Origin of the sequence: Psychrobacter sp. JCM 18903 (assembly GCF_000586475.1) — a bacterium.
In the GTDB taxonomy this organism is placed as follows: Bacteria; Pseudomonadota; Gammaproteobacteria; order Pseudomonadales; family Moraxellaceae; genus Psychrobacter.
On record NZ_BAWJ01000002.1, the window covers coordinates 1 to 21,238 of the forward strand.

A 21,238-nucleotide genomic window follows, 5' to 3' on the forward strand; every position below is an offset into this window, starting at 1 on the left:
CGTGCGGCTTAAATTTAATGTTAAATGTCTCTAGATAGTACATTATCTATAGTTTGAAAGAATGCATGATGAAGATTTTATTGCTATATTGCTAGGATAGTAAACTGTTAGTTTCACATGATTAAGCGTAAGGACATCTATGGATAGAGAACCAAGCTGGTATGAGTTCCAAGAAAATATTAAAGAACATTTTAATTCGCTAGGAGCTGATGCAGAAACTAACGTTAGAATTCAAGGTGTGCGAACTTGCCATGATATAGATATATTTGTCAAAACTAGATTTTTGGGTGAAAATATCACTTGGATTGTTGAAGCAAAATATTGGAAAAGCAAAGTAACTAAGGCTCAAGTATTGACACTAAGATCAATTGTAGATGATATAGGTGCAGACCGCGGGTTTATTATATCTGTAGCAGGATTTCAGAGTGGCGCTTTTGAGGCAGCTAATAATACTAATGTAAAACTTAAAACCTTTGATGAATTGAAAATTGATACCAAGGGACTAATTGAAACTGAAATTTTAAAGACATATTATAAACGACTCTTACTTTTAGAAGATAGGTATTGGTCACACTCTAAGAGATTGAGAATTGAATACGGTCTCCGTCACGAAATTATGGATTTCTCAATGCAATTCACTGGTCAGCAATTATTAATGACAGCGCGAACGGCTATTATGGCGGCAGAAAAACGTAAATATCCTATACAGTTAGAATCTTTTTTAAAAGAACAAAAAGGTGAAAAAATTGCTCATAATTTTCAACAGCTCTCAATATGGCTTAATCTTAATTTAAATCATTTTGAAGAGAAGCTACTGATGGCTGAATGGGAAATGTATAAAAATGGTGACTATAAACCAATACGAGATATAGAACTAGTGATGATAAACAAACCACTACCCAAATTATGGCTGAGACAATCTATAATGTAAGAAAAGAACGATAAAAAATGCAAAAAAGGACATTTCTTACTTTATGTCCTAGTCGCAAACGTTATATAACTAACCACTTACCATTATAATGGTTGAGTTCTTAGATAGTATGAGTTTTTAAAACTAAAGAATATTCTTGTGTTTACAAACCCTTTTTTGCTACTGCAAAGTTAGCACGCTTGAATAAGACGAAAAACTCTTCCAGTGTTAACTCTAAACTTGCATTAGACAAAGTAGTGCCAGAATTTTTAAACTCATCATAGCTCATATCTGTATAGCTAATATTTACCGTAAAATTTCTAGCTGTATTGCTATATGTTGCTTCAAAGCTGAATATAACTTCATTAGACTGAATGTATCCAGCATCTTTCACATAATCTGAAAGTGTTCTAATATCTGCATCATCAAATGCAGCTCCACCGACCCAGTCATTGTATTGAGTTGTAGCTATTTTATTTAACATTGTTAGTTCCTTAATATAGTTGAATTTGAATAACTCATATGGAGGTTTATAGCTAAAATTTCAATATAATTTTAATGAACTTAAGTTTTTTTATCTTAATGAATTGCTAGACATAAAGTATTATTCAGAAAGCTGGAAGCGCATAACATTATATTTTAACCAAAAACCCAAAATTACTTAATATAGATCAGTGTTTTACCTACAGTATTTTAAAAAACTGACAATCCAAAAATAATAAATATCAAAGGAGAAAATATGACAACCTCAAAAGTAACTTACCAAGGCGATTTGCGTACCACTGCCATACACTTGCAATCAAACAATGAAATCATTACCGATGCGCCAGTTGATAATCAGGGCAAGGGCGAAGCGTTTTCACCGACTGATTTATTGGCGACGAGTTTAGCCAGTTGTATGTTGACGATTATCGGTATCAAAGCTCGTGATATGGATATCGATATTTCAGGCACTACAGCTGAAGTGACCAAAATAATGGCTGCTGATCCAAGACGAGTCAGTGAAGTACATGTTGTTATTACTTTTAATCAACCATTAGATGAAAAAACGACAAAGATATTCTATAACACTGCGCTTACTTGCCCAGTTGCGAAAAGTATCCATCCTGATATTATTCAAAAAGTGACTATTCATTCCAAGAACTACTAATTCCAAAAACTAGTAACCTCTATAAGGGTGATTGATATGGCTAGCAAAACCTTACTGATCGTTGCGCATGCGCCATCGCCCAATACTCAGAAATTGGCGAAGGCTGCTTTTGAGGGTGCCAATCATCCTGATTTAGATATTAATGTCATATTGAAGTCACCACAAGATACCCAACCCGAGAATGTATTGGCAGCTGATGCAGTATTATTAGGGACGACTGAGAACTTGGCTTATATGGCAGGGCTGACCAAAGACTTCTTTGATCGTTGTTATTATCCTGTGCTAGAAGAGAAGCAAGGCATGCCATTTGCACTATACATTCGTGCAGGACATGATGGTACGGGTACTAAGCTTGCTATCAAGACGATTACTACTGGGTTGCGCTGGTCATGGATTCAAGAGGTGCTGATTTTGCAAGGTGATTGGCAAGATGGTTTTACTGAACAAGTAGAAGAACTGGCGATGACACTGGCGGCTGGATTGGAAGCGGGTATTTATTAGTGCTTAATCTTTAATTTATTGATAGTTGGTTGGTAGTTCATACCCCGTTGCTATTTAGTTATTATCAAGGTAAGAGGTTTTATGTTTAATAATAACTCAGATAATAAACAGTCTACTCTTACGGCTGGACTGCCATTTTCTCAAGCTTGCGAAAATAACAAACAGCCGATTCTGACAGTTCTACAAGAAGAGCTAAAAGACTTTAAGCACGTGTTAGAGGTTGGGTCAGGTACGGGTCAGCATAGTGTGTATTTCGCACCAAAATTGACTCATTTAACATGGCAGACCAGTGATGTGTTTGTCAATCACGCCACTATCAATGCTTGGCATAATGCTTATCCTGCCCCTAATTTATATGCACCGCTTACTTTTGATGTATCGTGTGATTCAGTGCCAGTCAATGAGGTTGCCGATATACCGTATGATGCGGTATTTACCGCCAATACCTTGCATATCATGTCGTGGTCTTTAGTGGCTAAATTATTCCAATTGTCGGTGGTATGCTACCTTTAAATGGTAAATTCATCGTTTATGGACCCTTTAACGAAAATGGCAGTTATAGCAGCGCAAGCAATCGTCAGTTTGACCATAGCTTGCGCCAGCGCGATGCTAACAGTGGCATCCGTCATTTAGAAGATGTTATAGATTTGGCAAATACACATCATTTAATGTTAAGTAAGCGTTATGAGATGCCATCTAACAATCAAATATTAGTATTCGAAAAACTCTATTAACGTAAAAAGCTGAGTGGATTCACTGTGATAACACTATGAATCAACTCAGCTTTATATAAGTTCGAATCCGTAAAGACCAACCTATTTATAAATACTAACCTGTATTGCGTAGCCCTGCTGCCAAAGCATTGATACTACGAATCAATGCATCTTCGACAGCCAGTCTCTCGTTATTTTCCAATTTATCATCACTAGCGTTATCAGGCTGGCGCATACGCTTGAGTAGCTCAATCTGGATGTAGTTGATGGGATCTAAATAGGCGTTACGCCATTCCAATGAATGAGCCAAGTCTTGTTGGTTTGAGAGTAAAGACGCCTGCTCTAGCAAGGAGTTGAGACCTGCGTGCGTCAGTTCATACTCATCAATCACTGCCTGCATGACCTGCTCACGTAAGCTTTCATCTGCACACAGTTGACTGTATGCACGGGCGATATTCATCTCGGATTTTGTAAAAGCCATTTCGATATTGCTGATAAAGACATTGAAAAACGGCCAGTTTTTATTCATCTCTTTCATTAACGCTTCGTCTTTTTTGACGCTATCTAAAGCGCTGCCCACGCCATACCAAGCAGGAAGGGTAAAGCGCGCCAATGACCAGCCAAATACCCATGGTATCGCTCGAATCGTCGATTTGCTCGGTAGTCCTTTTTTACGGTGAGCAGGACGCGAGCCAATATTGAGCAATGAAATCTCTTGTACTGGCGTAGCCTCAGAATAAAACTGATAGAAGCCTTCTGTGTTATCCGTCAGCTCACGATATTGCTGTTCGCCTGCATCTGCCAAATCAGCAAACAACGCTTCATAGCTATCTAGCTGTTTGGGTTGTTCGACAAATCGTGACGAGCTGGCTTTTAGCGCCCCCGTGATTCCCATGGTTAATTCAAACACGGCAGTATCTGGATTGGCATACTTGGCGTAAAGTACTTCGCCTTGTTCAGTGAACTTGATCTGTCCGTTTAAAGTGCCAGCAGGCTGCGCGGCGATGGCTTGATGGGTTGAGCCACCACCACGACTGACGGAACCACCACGACCATGGAACAGGCGGGTGGTGATACCATATTGATTGGCGATATCGGTGATGGTTTGCTGGGCACTATATAATTGCCAAGCGGAGGTAATAATGCCGCCATCTTTAGAGGAGTCTGAGTAGCCAAGCATAATCTCTTGAATGTTTCCTGAGTGCTCAAGTAGCTCCCGATACAGCGGATTGTCCAACACCATTGGCATAATCTTATCGATATTTTTTAAATCTTCGATGGTTTCAAACAGTGGCGCAACTGGTAGGGCAGAAAATAAATGCCCATTCTTATCAATACCCGATAAGCCTGCAAAACGCATCAGTAGCAGCACCTCTAATAGCTGACTGGCGTTATTGGTCATCGAAATTACATAGCTACCAAAAGTATCGTCGCCGACCAGTTTGCGAAGTTTAGCGACAGAATTCATCAGAGCAAGCTGTTCGTGTGTTTGCGCGCTTAAGTTGTCGGTATAAATCAGCGGTGCACCTGCCTTTTCCAGCAAACGCGTTAGCCATTGTTGGCGCTCTGTTTCGCTGAGGGTTTTATAGTCGGGCAGATTTGAGGCGCTAGCAAAAATATCTGCAATGACTTCGCCGTGATAACCTGAATCTTGACGAATATCCAGCGCAGCCAAATGAAAGCCGCAGGTTTTGACTAGGCGAATAGTATCAAGTAGTAAGCCTTCGCCATGTGCTTTGTCATGAGTATTGACACTTTTGCGAATAAGGCGTAAATCATCTAGCAAGGCCGTCGGTGTTGAGTAAGCCTCTTTTGCAGCCTCATCATCTGTGCCTTGGCTTTGGATATGCTGGTTGGTCGCTTTTATTTTAGCCAGAATAATGGACAGCAATCTTCGGTACGGCTCATTATTGTAATCATCAGGATTGTAGCAAAAGACTTTTTGATCGAGTGTGCTGTAGTCTTTGATACGGGTATAAATCTCTGGTGCGATATCGACGATAGTATCGCTATGAATCAGCTCACGACGCAATTTTCTGACCAATACTTGATAATGACGCAGTACAGTATTGGCATGCATCAATACCGCCATTTCAGTGGTTTCATGGGTGACGAATGGATTGCCATCTCTATCGCCGCCAATCCAAGAGCCAAAACTGACAAAGGCGGGTAAAGGATAGTCGATTAACTCAGGATAGATATCGACGATAGCGTCTTTTATATTACGATATACTTTGGGAATGGCAGTGAATAAGCTGGCATCAAAATAGTGTAAGCCGTTGTTTATTTCATCATAAACCAAAGGTTTTCGGCTGCGAACTTCGTCTGACGACCATAGTAAATCAATGGTTTCTGCTGTTTTTTGCTCAGCTTGCAAAAAGGCTAAACTGCCTTCGGGATAGTCGCTCATGGCATCGGTATGCTCATAGAGGGTTTGCAAGATATTCATGGTGGTGCGTCTACGGGCTTCGGTAGGATGAGCCGTAAAAACAGGAATAAATTTAAGGTGATCAATAAGCTCTTTGATTTGCGCAGGTTCGATTTGCCGCTCACGGCATTCTAACAAGGTGCGGCGAAAGGAGCCCTCCCAGCTTTGATTGGACTGGGCACGCATAGTACGGCGTTGCTCACGCAGATAGTTTTCTTCCGTTAAATTGGCGAGAAAAAAGTAAATAGAGAATGCGCGAATGACGTTTTTTAAGGTTTGATTGTCTAATGAGGCAATAAGATCGATCAGCTGCTGTTTGTGTGCTGGATTATGCTCACGGCGCTCCTGAATAAAGCCTTTGCGCAATGTTTCGATAGTACGTAGGGTATCCTCACCAGATTGGCGAGAAATGGCCTCACCTAAAAATGCGCCTAACAATCTAACACGCGCACGCAATACGTCGTTCTTCAATAACATAATTGGCTTCCTTGGCTTTTAATCGACTCATTTATCAATGAGATAGGCTGGTTAATAATTAAGGGTTGCTGTTCTTATAGGATATAAATTAAAGTTATTTATATTCATTTGCTAAAAAATCCAAATAGCGTTTCCACGAGCGCTCATCTGCACGTGCATCATATCTATCACTGCCGAACACGCTAAAGGCATGTGGTGCACCACTATATGTCACCATCTCATGCGGTACGTTGGCGGCTTCTAATGTCTTACCCAAAGTGGCGAAGCTCTCTAGAGAAACAGATTCATCAGCAGAGCATGGAATACTAAGATTTCTCCAGTTGTCTTGTCATAACTTTGACCCGTTGGAATATCAAAGGCACCATGGAAGGGTACAAATGCTTTTTGCTCAAATCCTGAGCGCGCCAGCTCCAGAGCAACGGTACCGCCAAAACAATATCCCATGGTAGTGCCTTTACGCACATCATTACCTTGTAGTCTTCCAGCATTCAGCGCACCTTGAAGTATGCGGCGCATTTTATTGCGATCATCGTATAACTCCCCAGTTAAGCGTTTGTTTTCTTCAATAGAAGTAGGGCGAACGCCTTGCCCGAACATGTCTGCCGCCAATACGTTGTAGCCCTCGCCTGCTAACATATCAGCACGTTTGCGCTCATAGTCTGTCAATCCATCCCAGTCATGAATGAGTAGAATAAAAGGCGCATTCGCTTTGTCGGCTTTGGCATAATAGCCTTCGTATGCTTGATCATCCACGGTATAGGTAATATTTTTGGTTGTAATAGCGGCAGCTGTTTGGCTGAAAGTCAGTGCCATTAGTCCGATTGACGCACCCATTAGCAATGAGTGATAAGGTTTTTTGGACGGAGTCTTTAAAGTTGATAACATGGTAGGTCGCCTTATAATCGTATAAAAAAGATAAATAGTTGGCTAAAACCATGCCCATTTTATTTATCAACTGTTTTAATGCTTCCTAAGAGCATACCTTAAAAAATCACCACATGACAAGAATCTATCGTCAACGTTGAAGCTCTCTTTAAATACGCTGAAATTACGGCTTTATCACGGCTGCAAACTTTAACCAAATATCAACAAGGAGTGCCATGAATTAGTCATATTTTTTGGCTAATATTAAAGACAGCTCTATACAAAGGTTCTAAAGAAATAGAGCCTACTTTTAATTACTAGCTAGGATGCATAATGAAAAATAATATTGATCATACTGACCCCGCTAAAGATATGAATACGGAACGTGGCAATGGCGGTGAAACTCACCAGCGCGCAGGGGATGACGCTAAAGTGCTAACGACCCAACAAGGTGTCGTCATCTCTGATAATCAAAACTCTCTAAAAGCAGGCAGTCGTGGCCCCACATTGCTAGAGGACTTTGTATTACGAGAAAAAATTCATCATTTTGACCATGAGCGTATCCCTGAGCGTATCGTCCATGCGCGCGGTAGTGCTGCTCACGGTTATTTTGAACTCACTGAGTCGCTCGAAAAATATACCACGGCGAAAATTTTGACTGAAACGGGTAAACAGACGCCTTTATTTACCCGTTTTTCTACTGTTGCAGGTAATAAAGGCTCAAAAGATACGCCACGTGATGTGCGTGGTTTTGCTGTGAAGATTTATACCGAAGAAGGCAATTGGGACATCGTGGGTAACAACATGCCGATTTTCTTTATTCAAGATGCGATGAAGTTTCCAGATTTGATTCATGCGGTCAAACCAGAGCCTGATCGCGGCTTCCCGCAAGCGGCTTCGGCGCATGACACCTTTTGGGACTTTGTGTCATTAAGTCCTGAGACCATGCATAATTTAATTTGGCTGATGAGTGATCGTGCACTACCACGCAGTTTACGCATGATGGAAGGCTTTGGTATTCACAGCTATCGTTTAATCAACAAAGAAGGCAAGAGCACCTTTGTCCGTTTCCATTGGAAACCTGTACTCGGTGTACAGTCAACCACATGGGATGAGGCGGTAAAAATCTCAGGCGCTGACCCTGATTATCATCGCCGTGATTTGTTTGAAGCCATTAATAATGGCGACTATCCTGAATGGGAGTTTGGCGTCCAGCTATTTACTGAAGAAGAAGCTGATAAATTCCCGTTTGATCATCTAGATGCCACCAAATTGATTCCAGAAGAGATGGTGCCAGTGAAAGTCGTGGGTAAAATGGTGCTGAACCGTTATCCCGATAACTTTTTTGCAGAAACCGAGCAAGTGGCGTTCTGTCCATCGCACCTGCCACCAGGTATAGACTTCAGTAATGACCCATTATTACAAGGTCGTCTGTTCAGTTATCTAGACACCCAGTTATCACGTTTAGGGTCGCCTAACTTTGCCCAAATTCCAATCAATGCACCGAAATGCCCGTTTGCCAATAATCAGCAAGATGGTCATATGCAGATGCAAGTACCTAAGACTCGTGTGCTCTATGAACCGCAAAGCTTAGATCCGACTAGACCGCGCGAAAGTGCCAAACGTGGCTTTGAATCATTCCATGAGCAGTTGGATGATGGTGTGAAAGGTCGCGTGCGTGCAGAGAGCTTTGCCGATCATTATAGTCAACCGCGGATGTTCTATCGCAGCCAGACGCCAGCTGAGCAAGCGCACATTGCTTCTGCTTATGCCTTTGAGCTAGGTAAAGTAGATACGGCGCATGTACGTACGCGTATGCTGAGCCATCTGCCGCATATCGATGAAGACTTGGCAAATCGTGTGGCAAAAGCGCTAGGTATGGAACTGCCAGAGCCTGCTGATGCCGCTGCTCCTGTACAGGATATGGCGACATCGAAAGCAGTACAAACGATTGGTCTAACGCCTAAGAGTTTAAAAGGGCGTTTGATTGGTATCTTGGTCGCTGAAGGCTCTAAGCATAGTGAAATCAAAAAGTTCGAAGAGGCGGCAAAAGCGCAGGGTGCTAGCGTGAAAATCGTTGCACCCAATAAAGAAGTTGTCTTAGATGACAACACTCGCATACAAGCAGATGAGCGTCTCGCTGGCGGTCCATCAGTGATGTTTGACGCTGTTGTTAGTATCATTATGCCAGAGCAAGCTAAGAAGCTAGCAAAAGACAGCTCAGCACTAGATTGGTTCAATGATGCTTATGGACATTGCAAAGCGATTGCTTATTGCGGGGCGACCGATGAGTTTATCTTAAGTAAGCTGCCCATTGAAAAAGACGCCTTTGTCACCCCACTGGCTGAATTGGATACTTTTATTGAGAATGCCAAATCTCGTCTGTGGGAACGTGAGCCAAAGGTTCGTGATTTGGCGTAGTTTTTTTAGACCTTTAATAAAGAACTCAGCCATTGTGCTGGGTTTTTTATTGAATTTTTAAAGCTAATTTCAGAGTGCTTGGTAGCGCCCAAATATTTGAAAATAGAATAAAAACTCAATGTGTATTTTAGTTGTTTTTTTGTTAAATAAAGTTTAAATTATCTAACAATACTATTCGTCCGGAATTTTTATCGTGAAAATACTTAATAAGAATTTATCACTTAGTTTGTTGATTCTACTGACAGGCAGTCTAGTAGGTTGTGGCGGATCAAGTGGCAGCGATAATGCTACTTCTAACGAACAGATAAATACTGAAAAACCGAAACCCGAAAAACCCAAGCCAGAAACTTCAAAACCCAGGCCTGAAATACCGAAACCTGAAGCAGTAGAGCTAAAAGATACTTTGACCCTACCTTCATTACCTCTCAATAATAAGCCATTAGATATCGAAGCTAATAATGACGGATTGAATGACCTTAAAACAGGAATATTTGATATTGACATTGGTCGCTACGAGGATAATAACCCGCAGGGTTATAGCTGTACGGACAAGAATCGAACATATTGTACTTTTGTTAAACAGTACAAGCTGGACGAAAGTTTAAATAAAGTTGTTGAACGCCATTGGATGTATGAGCCTGCATTAAAGCAATGGCTCTCAGTCAGTGATGGTATTACGGAAGACTTTTTTTATAATAGATACTTTACTGGAGATACTCTAAGCTACAATGGCAAATGGGGCAGCCGCGACGAACTTACGTTTCCTGATTATAGAAGTGATTTTAAGGTAGGCGCGGGTAAGCTGATTTTTGATAAAGGCAGCTCAAAATATGACGTTATTATTAAAGCGGTAGGTCTTCCGGGCGGGGCTAAAAGATACAATATCGACTTTATTTTAACGCAAGGTGAGGTAATAACGCTTGAAGATGTGGATTTTTTCTCAGGAAATAATCAATCAGGAGATGCCAACAAGTATTCAACATTAAAAGCGTATCGTGACGCTCACTCAAAAATTGAAGATTTGGTTTGTGCGCTTAAATTGAGTAACAGTGGACTGGTCTTTAACAAAGACACTCTTGGTGCTACTTTGTATAATATACAACCAGTTTGTACTTATGCCATCAATTATAATGTTTCACCTCAAATACTAGAAGAAGGCGTCAAAACAGTAGCTGGGAAAAAAGTAATTTATCTAAATAACCCCACTGATATGTCATTAGAGGCCTCTAAAAATACCAGTGAGCAGCAGTATCTGATGGCAATTGCATTGGGTAGTGATGGAGTTGCTCAAATGGGCCGAGCATATCAACCAGGGTTTGGCTACTCTTTAGAAACCCAGATTTATGATAGAAAAGGGATTTATCAGTATATGGAAATCACCAGTGACGATAAAGAGGCATTGGTTTTACCATTCTAATTTAAAAACAGCATGAATTAATAGGCAGTAAAAACTCAAATAAAAACCTAACATTAATGTTAGGTTTTTGCTTTTTAGCCAATGATGATTAAGCCAAAAAAAGAGTTAAGAAGCAAACCTATTTCAGACAAAAGCTCATCTCAAAAAAATAGCCACAAGCGTTCACTCAAAGTCATTACAAGTTGAATGGTGGGCGTTATACTAAATCCTATTAAGGCGCGTTAAAAGCGTCTCCTATAGTAGGGATACTATAACAGTGAGCAATCATGTAGCAGGGAACGCAAATGAGTTTATGTGAAATTGTACGTTTAGAAGGATATATCCAAAGTACTTATCTTGCGGTATATCCAGATAAAATCATGCTGCTGGACGGTGGTTGCCGCCCTGATGTAGCGATGGTATTAGATTATATTAGAACGAGGTTACAGCGACCAATCAGCGATCTAAAAGTCGTCGTGGTGACCCATATGCATCCTGATCATGCAGGCGGCGCTCATCAATTCAGAAAAGAGACGGGCTGTATCATTGTTTCGGCAGAAAAAAAGCGTCAATGGTATAGCGGTATCGGTGGGCATGCCATGCATTTTGTGGATATAAATCTTGCGCATTATGTGGCGAGACGTCAAGGTCGCTCCCTTAAGAACCTGTATTATCCTGCCCATCTTACGCCTGATATGACCGTTAAAGATGGGGATAGTGTGCCGAAATTTGATGAATGGCAAGTACTGGAAACACCCGGACATACAGATCGTGACTTGTCTCTATTTCATGTACCAAGTCGGCAAGTCTATACGGCCGATCTCATTATCAAACTGCGTCATAAGTTTGTGGCGCCTTTTCCTATTTATGATCCTAAAGTCTATATTCAGTCACTACAAAGAATAAAGGCGTTAAAACCTTCTATGGTTATGATGGCACATGGGCGTGAGCTAGCAATCGACGCAGAAACGTTTGATATGCTGATTACGCAAGCACCTAAGCATCCACGGACGATCAAAGACACGATTAAGCATAAGCTACTGTGGCGAAAAGACACTGACTTCACTATTTTTAAACGAAACCGTAAAAAATAAAGTGAAATTTTAAGCAAAAAAAAGCCCAGTCATTATTAATATAATGACTGGGCTTTCTAAATATGGTGGGCCGACCGCGACTCGAACGCGGGACCAATTGATTAAAAGTCAACTGCTCTACCAACTGAGCTATCGGCCCTGAAGAGTGTATAAAAAAGCATGGCTTTTTTTAACTCTGCAAGTGAATTTACAACTTCGTAAATTCGGTGAAGTTTTCTAAAAGAAAGCTTCTTAAACTTTGTTACTTATTATGCCAATACCTGATAGGGCAATGTACATAACAAGCATAATACTAAATATGGTGGGCCGACCGCGACTCGAACGCGGGACCAATTGATTAAAAGTCAACTGCTCTACCAACTGAGCTATCGGCCCTGAGCGAAGATAAAATGAAATATTACTTCATCTGAGTACAAGAGAGTTTACATTTTCGTAAATTCTAAAAACTCTATACCTTTACTAGGTTTATATCTACTACAAGATAAGTTTCCTTGAAGGCAAACTTATTAAAACTAGACATCTAAAAAATGTCTTTAAACTTAATTTTTAATATTAGGTCAATCAACATTAAAAGAGGCATTAAGTTTGTTTCAACGTTTAAAGAATTTCTATCCCTAAACGTGAGAGCACATTATATACACTATCAGGACAATTACAACCCCGTAATATAAAAAAAGTGCAATTAAAATAAAAAATATGCATTTTATTGACGTTTATCAGTGAATTTAAAGGAAATACTGTATTCAGCTGTCTGATATTTGGCAAATAGCGGTTAATCTCTAGAAAGTGCTTCAACAGGATCTAACTTGGCTGCGTTACGTGCTGGCAAAAAGCCGAAGACAACGCCAATCAAGGTTGAACAAATAAAAGCAGCAATGATAGAGGTTGGTGAGTAGATAACTTGGAAGCTATCACCGCCCATTCGGTTAATCAGCTCGCCAATGGCAAATGCCAATCCAATACCTAGCAGACCACCTAAAATACAAACCAGTATGGCTTCAATGAGAAACTGTTGCATAATATCATTTTGGCGTGCACCTACTGCCATGCGTACACCTATTTCGTTAGTACGCTCGGTCACTGATACCAACATAATATTCATCACTCCGATGCCACCAACAATCAAAGAGATAATGGCAATTGAGGATATCAGTAGGGTCAATGCACCAGTCGTCGATTCGATAGTCTCACGGATAGAATCTGAGTTTCGTATACGAAAATCGTCAGTGCCGTGTCGGCTTGTCATTAGACTGGAAATAGCGGCTTCAGCGGCAGCAGACGATATATTATTATCGATAAGTGCAACAAAGCTTTCGATATAGGTGCTGCCTATGATACGTGACATCATAGTGGTGTAAGGCATATAAAACGTTGGTGTATCCGTATTTCTACTAAAGCCACTGCTGTTAGGCTCAAGTACACCGATGACACGTCCAGGAACACTGCCAATCAGTACCACTTCACCGATAGGGTTGGGATTGTCAGGGAAGAAAGTTTGCAGGGCGTTATCATCGATAATAATATCTTGGGTACGGAGTGAGATGCTTTGTTCATCGAAGCCTTGACCTTGAGCGAGCTTCTCTCCACTCACATCCAGATAATCTTCACCGACGCCGCTGATACTGGCGGCTTCTTGTATATTGCGATAGAGTACATTCATATTACTATCAAGCTGTGGGCTGACACTAATGACGTAGGCTGGTCGGCGACTGCTTGCGCGTCATCAGGTGTTAAGTTGTCATCGCCAAAGCTTCGCCTTGGGTCACCGTAAGGGTAGCCGTCAATAACGGTGATGGTATTGGTACCCAGTGAGCTAATATTTGATAAAATTTGTTCTTGAGAGCCTTTGCCAAGCCCAACCACTGAGACCACTGAGGCGATACCAATGATAATGCCAAGCATAGTCAATAATGTGCGCATCTTATGAGCACGCATCGCCAGTAGTGACATTTTGAATGCTTCAAATAAGCGATCAATAAAGCCACTAAAAGCCCCTTTACGATTATTGTCTAAAATCGGCTCAAGTTGGATATGGGTTGGATGATAGTGTTCGGTCTTGTAATCAGCGATAACGTGGCCATCTTTAAGTTCAATGACACGTTCGGCCTGCGCTGCGAGCTTAGGGTCATGAGTGACCATGATAATAGTATGACCTTTGGCTTTTAGGTCATATAAAATTTGCATCACATCTTCACCAGACTTGCTGTCTAGCGCGCCAGTTGGCTCATCGGCCAAGATGATATCACCGCCATTCATTAGTGCACGAGCGATAGAAACGCGCTGCTGCTGACCACCTGAGAGCTGATTTGGTCGATTGGTGGTTTTATCTCCTAACCCTAGATCCGACAGGAGCTTTATGGCTCGCTCGCTGCGTGTGTGTCCATCCATACCTGCATAAACTGCTGGAACAGCGACATTGTCTCGTGCATTGATATCACCTAATAAATGATATCGCTGAAAAATAAAGCCAAAATGCTCACGGCGTAGTTCAGCCAGCTCATCAGCATCAAGCTGACTGACTGATTTCCCAAATATTTTGTAATCGCCCGCGCTTGCTTTATCTAAGCAGCCCAAAATATTCATTAAAGTGGACTTGCCTGAACCAGACTGACCTATGATGGCAACCATTTCGCCTTGATTAATGGTTAAATCAATATCGTGTAGCACACGAATGGTTTGCTCACCAGCATTGAACTCTTTAATCAGCCCTTTGACTTGCATCAAAGGGACATCTGCTGCCGTATTTACAATGGGGTTTTTAGTATCCATTTATGTGGTTGCCTATATCAGTCAATATCAGAAGCGTTTTTTGTAATCTAAAGCTATTTTTTAGCATGTCTGATTTATTAGAATGGACGTCCACCACCGCCTTTACTTTGTTTCTTTGGACCTTCTTCGCTTAGTATCACCTCATCACCTCATTCAAACCACTCAAAATCTGAGCGTTGACTCGGTTGTTAATACCAACTGTGACCGTTTGCTCAACCACATTACCATCTGCTTGTAAGACTCGGACGATAGCGGTAGTGGCATTTTTTTGAGTATCGTCTTGATTACTCTTTTGTACCTTTTTTTGAGTTTCACTGTCGGTCTTAGCTATATCGGCATTGCGGGGCGATTTACTAGCATTTTTGCCAGCTTGCAGTGCAGCGGAGGGAATCAATAAAGCATTCTTTGCTTCGTTGATGATGATATAACTTGAGCCGTCATATCAATACGAAAGCGACGATCAGTATTAGGTACTTCGATGTAGCCGACATAATAGATAGCAGAGTCGGTAGAGCTGGTTTCACTAATCATTTCAGGAGCAGGCTCGATTGCTCTGAGTACGGAGTCAAATTTTTGGTCAGGATTACCAATGATATTAAAGTAAACGGGCATGCCTGCTTTGACATTAATGACATCAGCTTCAGAGATTTGAGCGTTGATTCTAACAGTAGACAAATCTGCTAAAGTTACGATGGTCGGGGCTGTTTGATTGGCATTGACCGTTGTGCCTTGCTCTGTGGTCACTGAGACGACAGTACCTGATATTGGCGCGCGAATCGTTGTATAGCTAAGGTCTTCTTGAGCCGTTGCGACATTGGTTTGAGACTTTCGTAATGCTGCTTGTTGGCTATTAATGTTTGCAGTGGCCGTTGCAATCGCGGCTTGTGCCGTATCAATAGCAGCGCGTGCATTGGCGACCGCTGCCTGCGCTGTTTGAACTTTTGTTGCCTGTGTATCGTAATCCTGTTGTGATATCGCATCGATAGCGAGTAATCCTTGCAGGCGTGAAAAATCTGCTTGTGCTTGTCTTAATTCAGCTTGACGACTTGCAAGATCGGCTTGTGCACTTTTGAGTCCAGCTTGGCGACTTAGTGCTTCTGCTTGAGCGCTTTCAATAGCGGCTACGCTTTGCTCCAAAGTAGCTTGCTCGTTACTCAAGTTATTATTCTGAGTGACTTGATCAATCTGGGCAATGAGGTCACCTTGCTGCACTTCATCACCAACCTCAACGTAGAGGCGTTTTACTTCACCAGATACTTGCGCGCCGACATCAACGGTATTTAGCGCTTTAACTTTGCCAGAAGCCATGACATTGTTTTCAATATCACCAATTTCAGCGGTAGCCGTTAAGTAATTGGGCGTGATATCTTTTGGTTTTAAGAAATGATAGGCCAAAGCCAATAATGCTATGACAACTAAGGCGATAACCCCCCATTTAATAGCAGATTTTTTGCTTATTTTGCGCATAACAACAATCCAGTCACAATGAAATCAAGTGTACATATAGTAGAGGCTTGAAGTCCAAAAGGGAATGGTAATTAGTTTAAGAAAGGTTAAGGTGGTTTTTATGGAAGGAGACCAAGCACTGCGCTGAAAGTTATCAAAATTAAATTTTAGATAGGATGCCATCATAATAGGAGGGGATTAAAAATCGACTACGCAAGTAATGAAGACGTTGACGTATACTAAGAACAATTGCTATTTATCGTGCAGTAAACAGCCGCTTACCTGACAACTCTAACGCTGCCTGCAATAATAACTCCCATGCTGGCTGACGCACGAGTCCTTTGATGGCTTGGTCACATTTATAAAGCAGGGCAGGCCATTCAGCGTTTGCGCTTTTGACTGGCGACGGCAAGCTTGCTGGTACAACCCTTGTTTACTACGCCAGATACCAAGCGCTTGCGGATCTTGCCCATCCATCAACTGCATAATTTGCCGCATGTCTTTACTAACCGCCCATAATACCAAGGTGGTTGGCTCGTCGGTGGCTTTGAGCTGAAACATGATTTTAGCGACTTGCGTGCTGTTACCGGCAAGCATGGCATCCGATAAATCAAAGACGCTAAACTGTGCATCACTGACCAACGCGGCTTGTAAATCCTTAATGTCTAAGGCAACATTGTTTGGAAGTTGTGTAGAGTGATCAGCCTGTTGACTAGCCTCAATATTCTTAGCGACTAGCTGCGGCGCAAATAAGTAGGATAGCCGCCATAAGGTCTGATAAGCGCTTAGCAGATGGTGCTCAGTATGCGACATAAGCAGCTGCCACGCCTCTTGCGATAGCCGTAAACCAAACTGCTGAGCTTGTATTTGCAGTAGCTGCTGTCGTTGCTGCTCATTATATAAATTGCAATCAATGACATGACCATATTGAGCAAATGGCGTAAACCACTTGCTGCTTTGCGCTCGTTTGTCTTGCTTGGGCGTGAGCCATAATAAACTATGACTGTGCGTCCCTGTTTGAGCTTCAATGGCAAAGCGCTCAAGTTCAGTGATGACCGCCTTGTCAGGCTTATGGTTGCCTGTCACGATCAAGGCACTGGCATCATCAAATAAAGACTGGCTACCAAGCTCTGACAGTACTTCTTGCCAGCTCTTGACCGATATCAGCTCAATACGCTTGATCGCGTAATTCTGCGCGCGCCAATGTGGTCGCAGGGCATCGATGAGCCATTGACTGAGTAGTGGCTCATCACCATGCGCCAGCCACAAGCCCGCGACTGCAACGGAAGGCTGTAGTAGCTTTGGGTAGGCTTGTATAAAGGTATCTTGCATAGGGTAATAAGTACACAGATTGATGAAAATAAACGTGGAATGTGTTGCGCATTATAAATTATGGGTTTGGCACCACCACCGCGATCGACGTTGAGCCATTACCGCTTTGCACAGATTGTCTGACTCCAGAAGAGCTGACCTTGGGTAGGGAGATGGCGACATATTGATCAGTAATTCGGCGTGCCAAACTGTCATAGAGCCAGTCACGAATTTGATCGCCTTGCTGATCATCAGTGCTCACCGACGCTTCATTATATTGATAGCTACGCTCGACTTGGATAGGGTTGCTTAGCGTAATTGGTTTGCCATTTTCCATGGTCTGATAGCTGACATCTGCTGAAAGTACCAAGCGTATCTCTGTCAAGACACCGACCAGCTCATAACGCTTAAAACGGACGTTATTGATAGTGATAGCGGCAATGGGTTCAGCACTTGCTTGTTTGTTATTGTTCGCAACATCAGCTGCTGTCATGTTGTCAATGACCTCAACACCTAAAGTTTTTAGGCGTCTTGTCAATGGCAGCTTAAGCGGAAATGAGGTGCGATTGTCTTCGAGAATCACGGCTGTTTTGGCGACATCAAGCAGCATCGGCGCATCATAGCCACGCAGTTGAAAGCCGCAGCCACTAATAGCTGCCGTTGCACCTAGTAGCGTAAACATTGGCAGGGCAGTCAGAAAAGCCGCCGCCAGTTTTTGTCCGTTTGATTTTTTGGCAAAAGCGTCTTTTTTGCTTAAGCTGGCTTTGGGTGACTGACCTGCTCGATATTTATACGACATAATCGCTATCCTAATATTATAAAAAGGCTCAGACTAATCATTAAACTAATAAAAAGTACTGAGCCTAAAAAATCTAGCCTACCACCACGATGTTTACCAGCTTATTAGGGACGACGATTTCTTTTTTGATGTCGCCAGTCAAGAATTTTGCCACACTTTCCATTGAACGTGCTTGTGCTTTTAGCTGTTCTGGATCGCTATTTGGGGCTACGTCCATTTTACCGCGCATTTTACCATTGACCTGTACCACCATCGTGATCATATCTTGTACCAGAGCATTTTCATCAACTTCTGGATAATTCAAGGTAATGGTATCTAAACCCAATTGCTCAAGTAAATGTTCACCAATGTGCGGCGCATATACGGATAGCATAATCAGCAGATCCGTCAATGCCTCATGCTGTACCTGTAGGTCTTGCTTGCTATTGGCCTTAAAGCCAGTCAGCTCGTTGGCAAGCTCCATCAAACTTGATACAGGCGTGTTCAATGCCAAACGATCACCCAAATCACTATCAATTTTAGCAATGGTTTCATGAGTTTTACGGCGTAAGTTTTTGGCTTCTTTGCTTAAGCCATCAGTGCTCAAAGCTTCATTGTTCAGCGTCTCGATACTTAGGTTCGCGGCAGTAAGCGCTTGCATGTGTTCAGTAGCAATACGCCATACTTTTTTGACGAAGTTATAAGGGCCTTTGAGCGCATCATCTGACCATTCTAGCGTTTGATCCGCAGGCGCGGTGAAGAGCGTATAGAGACGAACGGTATCAGCGCCGTATTTATCGATGGTAATTTGCGGATCGACACCGTTATTTTTTGACTTAGACATTTTTTCGATTTTACCAATGGTCACGGGTTGCCCATCAGATTTTAAGATGGCTTTAATCGGTTGACCACGTTCGTCATAGTCGATATCAATGTCTTCTGCAAAATAGTACGTGGTACTGCCATCCGCATTTAGGCGATAGAATGTTCCTGCCAATACCATGCCTTGCGTCATCAAATTAGCAAACGGCTCATTTCCTGACACCAAGTCTTCATCACGCATCAGTTTATGGAAGAAGCGTGCATAAAGTAGATGCATCACCGCATGCTCAACACCGCCGATGTATTGATCGACAGGCAGCCACTTATTGGCGGCATATTTGTTGACCATGCTTTGCGCATCATTTGGGCTTGCAAAGCGTGCATAGTACCAGCTTGACTCCACAAAGGTATCAAAGGTATCGGTTTCGCGCTCAGCAGGATTACCGCATTTAGGACATGTCGTATTGACAAATTCTGGAATGTTTTTTAACGGATTTCCGCGACCATCAGGAACGACATCAGTCGGTAAGACAACGGGCAAATCTTGCTCTTCGACAGGTACTGTACCGCAATGCTCACAGTTAACCATTGGGATAGGACAGCCCCAATAACGCTGGCGAGAAACACCCCAATCACGGAGACGGTATTGGATTTTTTTCTTAGCAAGCTCTTGTGGTTCTAGTTTGGTCAGCATCGCTTCAAATGCTTGCTCAAAGTCTAAACCATCAAATTCACCTGAATTGACCAAAGTATTGCGTTCGGTATAAGCACGATTAATCTCAGTATCGTTCGCCTTTGCATCTGCTTCCAACGCATCGAAATAGCCGACAGGGATATCGATGACTTGTTTAATGGGTAAGCTGTATTTAATCGCAAACTCATAATCACGCTCATCATGAGCAGGGACAGCCATCACTGCGCCTGAGCCGTAGCTCATAAGCACATAGTTGGCAACCCATACTGGCACTTCTTCGCCAGTGAGTGGGTGCGTGACCGTAAGACCAGTAGCCATGCCGATTTTTTCAGCTTTAGCTAGGTCTGCTTCTGCAACTGAGCCTTTTTTGCAAAGCGCACAGAATTGCGCAATCGCTTCATCATGCTCAGCCGCATACTGCGCTAGCGGATGTTCGGCTGCGACCGCCACATAAGTCACACCCATCAAAGTGTCAGGGCGAGTAGTGAACACATCTAAGGTATTGGTCTCGCCAGCAAGCTCATAAGGGAAGTGTACTTCCATGCCTGCGCTACGACCAATCCAGTTGCGCTGCATGGTCAATACTTCTGATGGCCAGTGACCTTCTAGTTGATCCAAATCATCGAGCAATTCGTCAGCATAATCGGTGATATTAAAGTAATACATCGGAATGTCGCGCTTTTCGACCGCAGCGCCACTACGCCAGCCTTTACCATCGATGACTTGCTCGTTGGCTAAAACGGTATTATCAACAGGATCCCAGTTGACTGTCGAAAGCTTTTTGTAGACCAAGCCTTTTTTGTATAGCTGTAAAAACAACCACTGTTCCCACTGATAATACTCAGGGCTGCAAGTGGCGAATTCACGTGACCAGTCAATAGACAAACCTAGTAATTTAAGCTGCGCGCGCATGCTGTCAATATTGGCAAACGTCCATTTGGCAGGTGGCGTCTGATTGGCAATCGCCGCGTTTTCTGCTGGCAAGCCAAAACCATCCCAGCCCATAGGCTGCATGACTTCATAGCCCTTGAGGCGATAGTAACGGCTCAGTACGTCAGAAATCGTATAGTTACGCACGTGACCCATATGCAGCTTACCGCTTGGGTAAGGGAACATCGACAGCATATAGCGACTTGGCTTATCGCTTGGCTCATTGCTCACTTCAAAGCGCTTGTCAGTTGCCCATTTGGCTTGCTGCGCCGCTTCTATCGCTTGTGGGTTATAATGATTGTTTTCAGCTTGGTCAGATGTCACAGTATTGCTCATAGTTGGCTCGAGATTGATTAATACGAATAAATTGGGTGAAATTTCACAATGCCATAGCATAGCGTAATTTGGCAAAAATTGCGACGATATGATAGGGCGTTTGCGCATGACGAAGAATACAAATTTGAAAATTTGAGCGGGTTTTTAATGTTTTGGTTATCATAAACCAAATACCCATAGGCTTAGGTATAATAAACA

The 21,238-nt window shown here is 42.4% G+C and carries 13 protein-coding genes, 2 tRNA genes and 4 pseudogenes; 8 read left to right on the plus strand and 11 right to left on the minus strand.

The genetic code is table 11. The features are described from left to right. Positions 1-139: 139 nt before the first annotated feature. Positions 140-931, plus strand: a complete 792-nt coding sequence (locus TT12_RS01540; protein ID WP_207803956.1) for a restriction endonuclease — start codon at positions 140-142, stop codon at positions 929-931. A gap of 142 nt (positions 932-1,073) precedes the next feature. Here the strand turns inward: TT12_RS01540 and TT12_RS01545 are convergent, their stop codons facing one another. Then, positions 1,074-1,394, minus strand: a complete 321-nt coding sequence (locus TT12_RS01545; RefSeq protein ID WP_045451621.1) for a hypothetical protein — start codon at positions 1,392-1,394, stop codon at positions 1,074-1,076. A gap of 255 nt (positions 1,395-1,649) precedes the next feature. On the opposite strand from TT12_RS01545, the gene TT12_RS01550 reads away from it, so the two are divergent. The 4 genes from TT12_RS01550 to TT12_RS18795 all read left to right on the plus strand — a co-directional run bounded on the left by TT12_RS01550 (position 1,650) and on the right by TT12_RS18795 (position 3,295). After that, on the plus strand, positions 1,650-2,060 hold the full coding sequence (locus TT12_RS01550) for an OsmC family protein (protein ID WP_045451624.1): 411 nt from the start codon (positions 1,650-1,652) through the stop codon (positions 2,058-2,060). Between the two features lie 36 nt (positions 2,061-2,096). Beyond that, positions 2,097-2,561, plus strand: a complete 465-nt coding sequence (locus tag TT12_RS01555) for a flavodoxin family protein (protein WP_045451628.1) — start codon at positions 2,097-2,099, stop codon at positions 2,559-2,561. A gap of 81 nt (positions 2,562-2,642) precedes the next feature. Next, positions 2,643-3,074, plus strand: coding sequence for a DUF938 domain-containing protein (locus TT12_RS01560; RefSeq protein WP_306304313.1), 432 nt, complete (start codon positions 2,643-2,645; stop codon positions 3,072-3,074). Further along, on the plus strand, positions 3,062-3,295 hold the full coding sequence (locus TT12_RS18795; protein ID WP_306304314.1) for a DUF938 domain-containing protein: 234 nt from the start codon (positions 3,062-3,064) through the stop codon (positions 3,293-3,295). The genes TT12_RS01560 and TT12_RS18795 overlap by 13 nt, the downstream gene beginning before the upstream one ends. Before the next feature lie 94 nt (positions 3,296-3,389). On the opposite strand, the gene ppc is transcribed toward TT12_RS18795, so the two are convergent. Next, positions 3,390-6,179 carry a phosphoenolpyruvate carboxylase gene (gene ppc / locus TT12_RS01565; RefSeq protein WP_045451631.1) on the minus strand — a complete coding sequence of 930 codons (2,790 nt, stop codon included), beginning with the start codon at positions 6,177-6,179 and terminating at the stop codon, positions 3,390-3,392. Positions 6,180-6,273: 94 nt separating this feature from the next. Further along, positions 6,274-7,064, minus strand: a pseudogene (locus TT12_RS01570) (dienelactone hydrolase family protein). Between the two features lie 312 nt (positions 7,065-7,376). Here TT12_RS01570 and TT12_RS01575 point away from each other — a divergent pair. From TT12_RS01575 to TT12_RS01585, 3 genes are all read left to right on the plus strand, one after another. Next, positions 7,377-9,464: a catalase gene (locus tag TT12_RS01575; protein ID WP_045451634.1), complete on the plus strand. Its 2,088-nt coding sequence runs from the start codon at positions 7,377-7,379 to the stop codon at positions 9,462-9,464. A gap of 193 nt (positions 9,465-9,657) precedes the next feature. Next, positions 9,658-10,881: a hypothetical protein gene (locus tag TT12_RS01580; protein WP_193007149.1), complete on the plus strand. Its 1,224-nt coding sequence runs from the start codon at positions 9,658-9,660 to the stop codon at positions 10,879-10,881. 284 nt (positions 10,882-11,165) lie between these two features. Continuing rightward, positions 11,166-11,954, plus strand: coding sequence for an MBL fold metallo-hydrolase (locus TT12_RS01585; protein ID WP_045451637.1), 789 nt, complete (start codon positions 11,166-11,168; stop codon positions 11,952-11,954). A gap of 63 nt (positions 11,955-12,017) precedes the next feature. On the opposite strand, the gene TT12_RS01590 is transcribed toward TT12_RS01585, so the two are convergent. From TT12_RS01590 to leuS, 8 genes and pseudogenes are all read right to left on the minus strand, one after another. Continuing rightward, a tRNA-Lys gene (locus tag TT12_RS01590) sits at positions 12,018-12,093 on the minus strand. A gap of 160 nt (positions 12,094-12,253) precedes the next feature. After that, positions 12,254-12,329 (minus strand) — tRNA-Lys (locus TT12_RS01595). A 397-nt stretch (positions 12,330-12,726) separates the two neighbouring features. Next, positions 12,727-13,200: an FtsX-like permease family protein gene (locus TT12_RS18995; protein ID WP_353511610.1), complete on the minus strand. Its 474-nt coding sequence runs from the start codon at positions 13,198-13,200 to the stop codon at positions 12,727-12,729. 63 nt (positions 13,201-13,263) lie between these two features. Further along, a pseudogene (locus TT12_RS01600) lies at positions 13,264-14,723 on the minus strand (ABC transporter permease); the annotation flags it as partial. 77 nt (positions 14,724-14,800) lie between these two features. Beyond that, positions 14,801-16,190 (minus strand): annotated as a pseudogene (locus tag TT12_RS01605) (permuted SH3 domain-containing protein). A gap of 235 nt (positions 16,191-16,425) precedes the next feature. Then, positions 16,426-17,501, minus strand: a pseudogene (gene holA, locus TT12_RS01610) (DNA polymerase III subunit delta). A gap of 58 nt (positions 17,502-17,559) precedes the next feature. Next, entirely contained in the window at positions 17,560-18,279 is a 720-nt protein-coding gene (locus TT12_RS01615; RefSeq protein ID WP_083475674.1) for an LPS-assembly lipoprotein LptE, read from the minus strand. 73 nt (positions 18,280-18,352) lie between these two features. Further along, positions 18,353-21,040, minus strand: coding sequence for a leucine--tRNA ligase (gene leuS, locus TT12_RS01620; RefSeq protein WP_045451949.1), 2,688 nt, complete (start codon positions 21,038-21,040; stop codon positions 18,353-18,355). Positions 21,041-21,238 lie beyond the last annotated feature (198 nt).

Excerpts from the sequence above, each read along its gene's own strand:
- TT12_RS01545 (WP_045451621.1), bottom strand. The coding sequence starts at position 1,394 with ATGTTAAATAAAATAGCTACAACTCAATACAATGACTGGGTCGGTGGA.
- TT12_RS01540 (WP_207803956.1), top strand. The coding sequence starts at position 140 with ATGGATAGAGAACCAAGCTGGTATGAGTTCCAAGAAAATATTAAAGAA.
- TT12_RS01555 (WP_045451628.1), top strand. The coding sequence starts at position 2,097 with ATGGCTAGCAAAACCTTACTGATCGTTGCGCATGCGCCATCGCCCAAT.
- TT12_RS01575 (WP_045451634.1), top strand. The coding sequence starts at position 7,377 with ATGAAAAATAATATTGATCATACTGACCCCGCTAAAGATATGAATACG.
- leuS (WP_045451949.1), bottom strand. The coding sequence starts at position 21,040 with ATGAGCAATACTGTGACATCTGACCAAGCTGAAAACAATCATTATAAC.
- TT12_RS01615 (WP_083475674.1), bottom strand. The coding sequence starts at position 18,279 with ATGTCGTATAAATATCGAGCAGGTCAGTCACCCAAAGCCAGCTTAAGC.
- TT12_RS18795 (WP_306304314.1), top strand. The coding sequence starts at position 3,062 with ATGCTACCTTTAAATGGTAAATTCATCGTTTATGGACCCTTTAACGAA.
- ppc (WP_045451631.1), bottom strand. The coding sequence starts at position 6,179 with ATGTTATTGAAGAACGACGTATTGCGTGCGCGTGTTAGATTGTTAGGC.
- TT12_RS01585 (WP_045451637.1), top strand. The coding sequence starts at position 11,166 with ATGAGTTTATGTGAAATTGTACGTTTAGAAGGATATATCCAAAGTACT.
- TT12_RS01550 (WP_045451624.1), top strand. The coding sequence starts at position 1,650 with ATGACAACCTCAAAAGTAACTTACCAAGGCGATTTGCGTACCACTGCC.
- TT12_RS01560 (WP_306304313.1), top strand. The coding sequence starts at position 2,643 with ATGTTTAATAATAACTCAGATAATAAACAGTCTACTCTTACGGCTGGA.
- TT12_RS18995 (WP_353511610.1), bottom strand. The coding sequence starts at position 13,200 with ATGACAAGCCGACACGGCACTGACGATTTTCGTATACGAAACTCAGAT.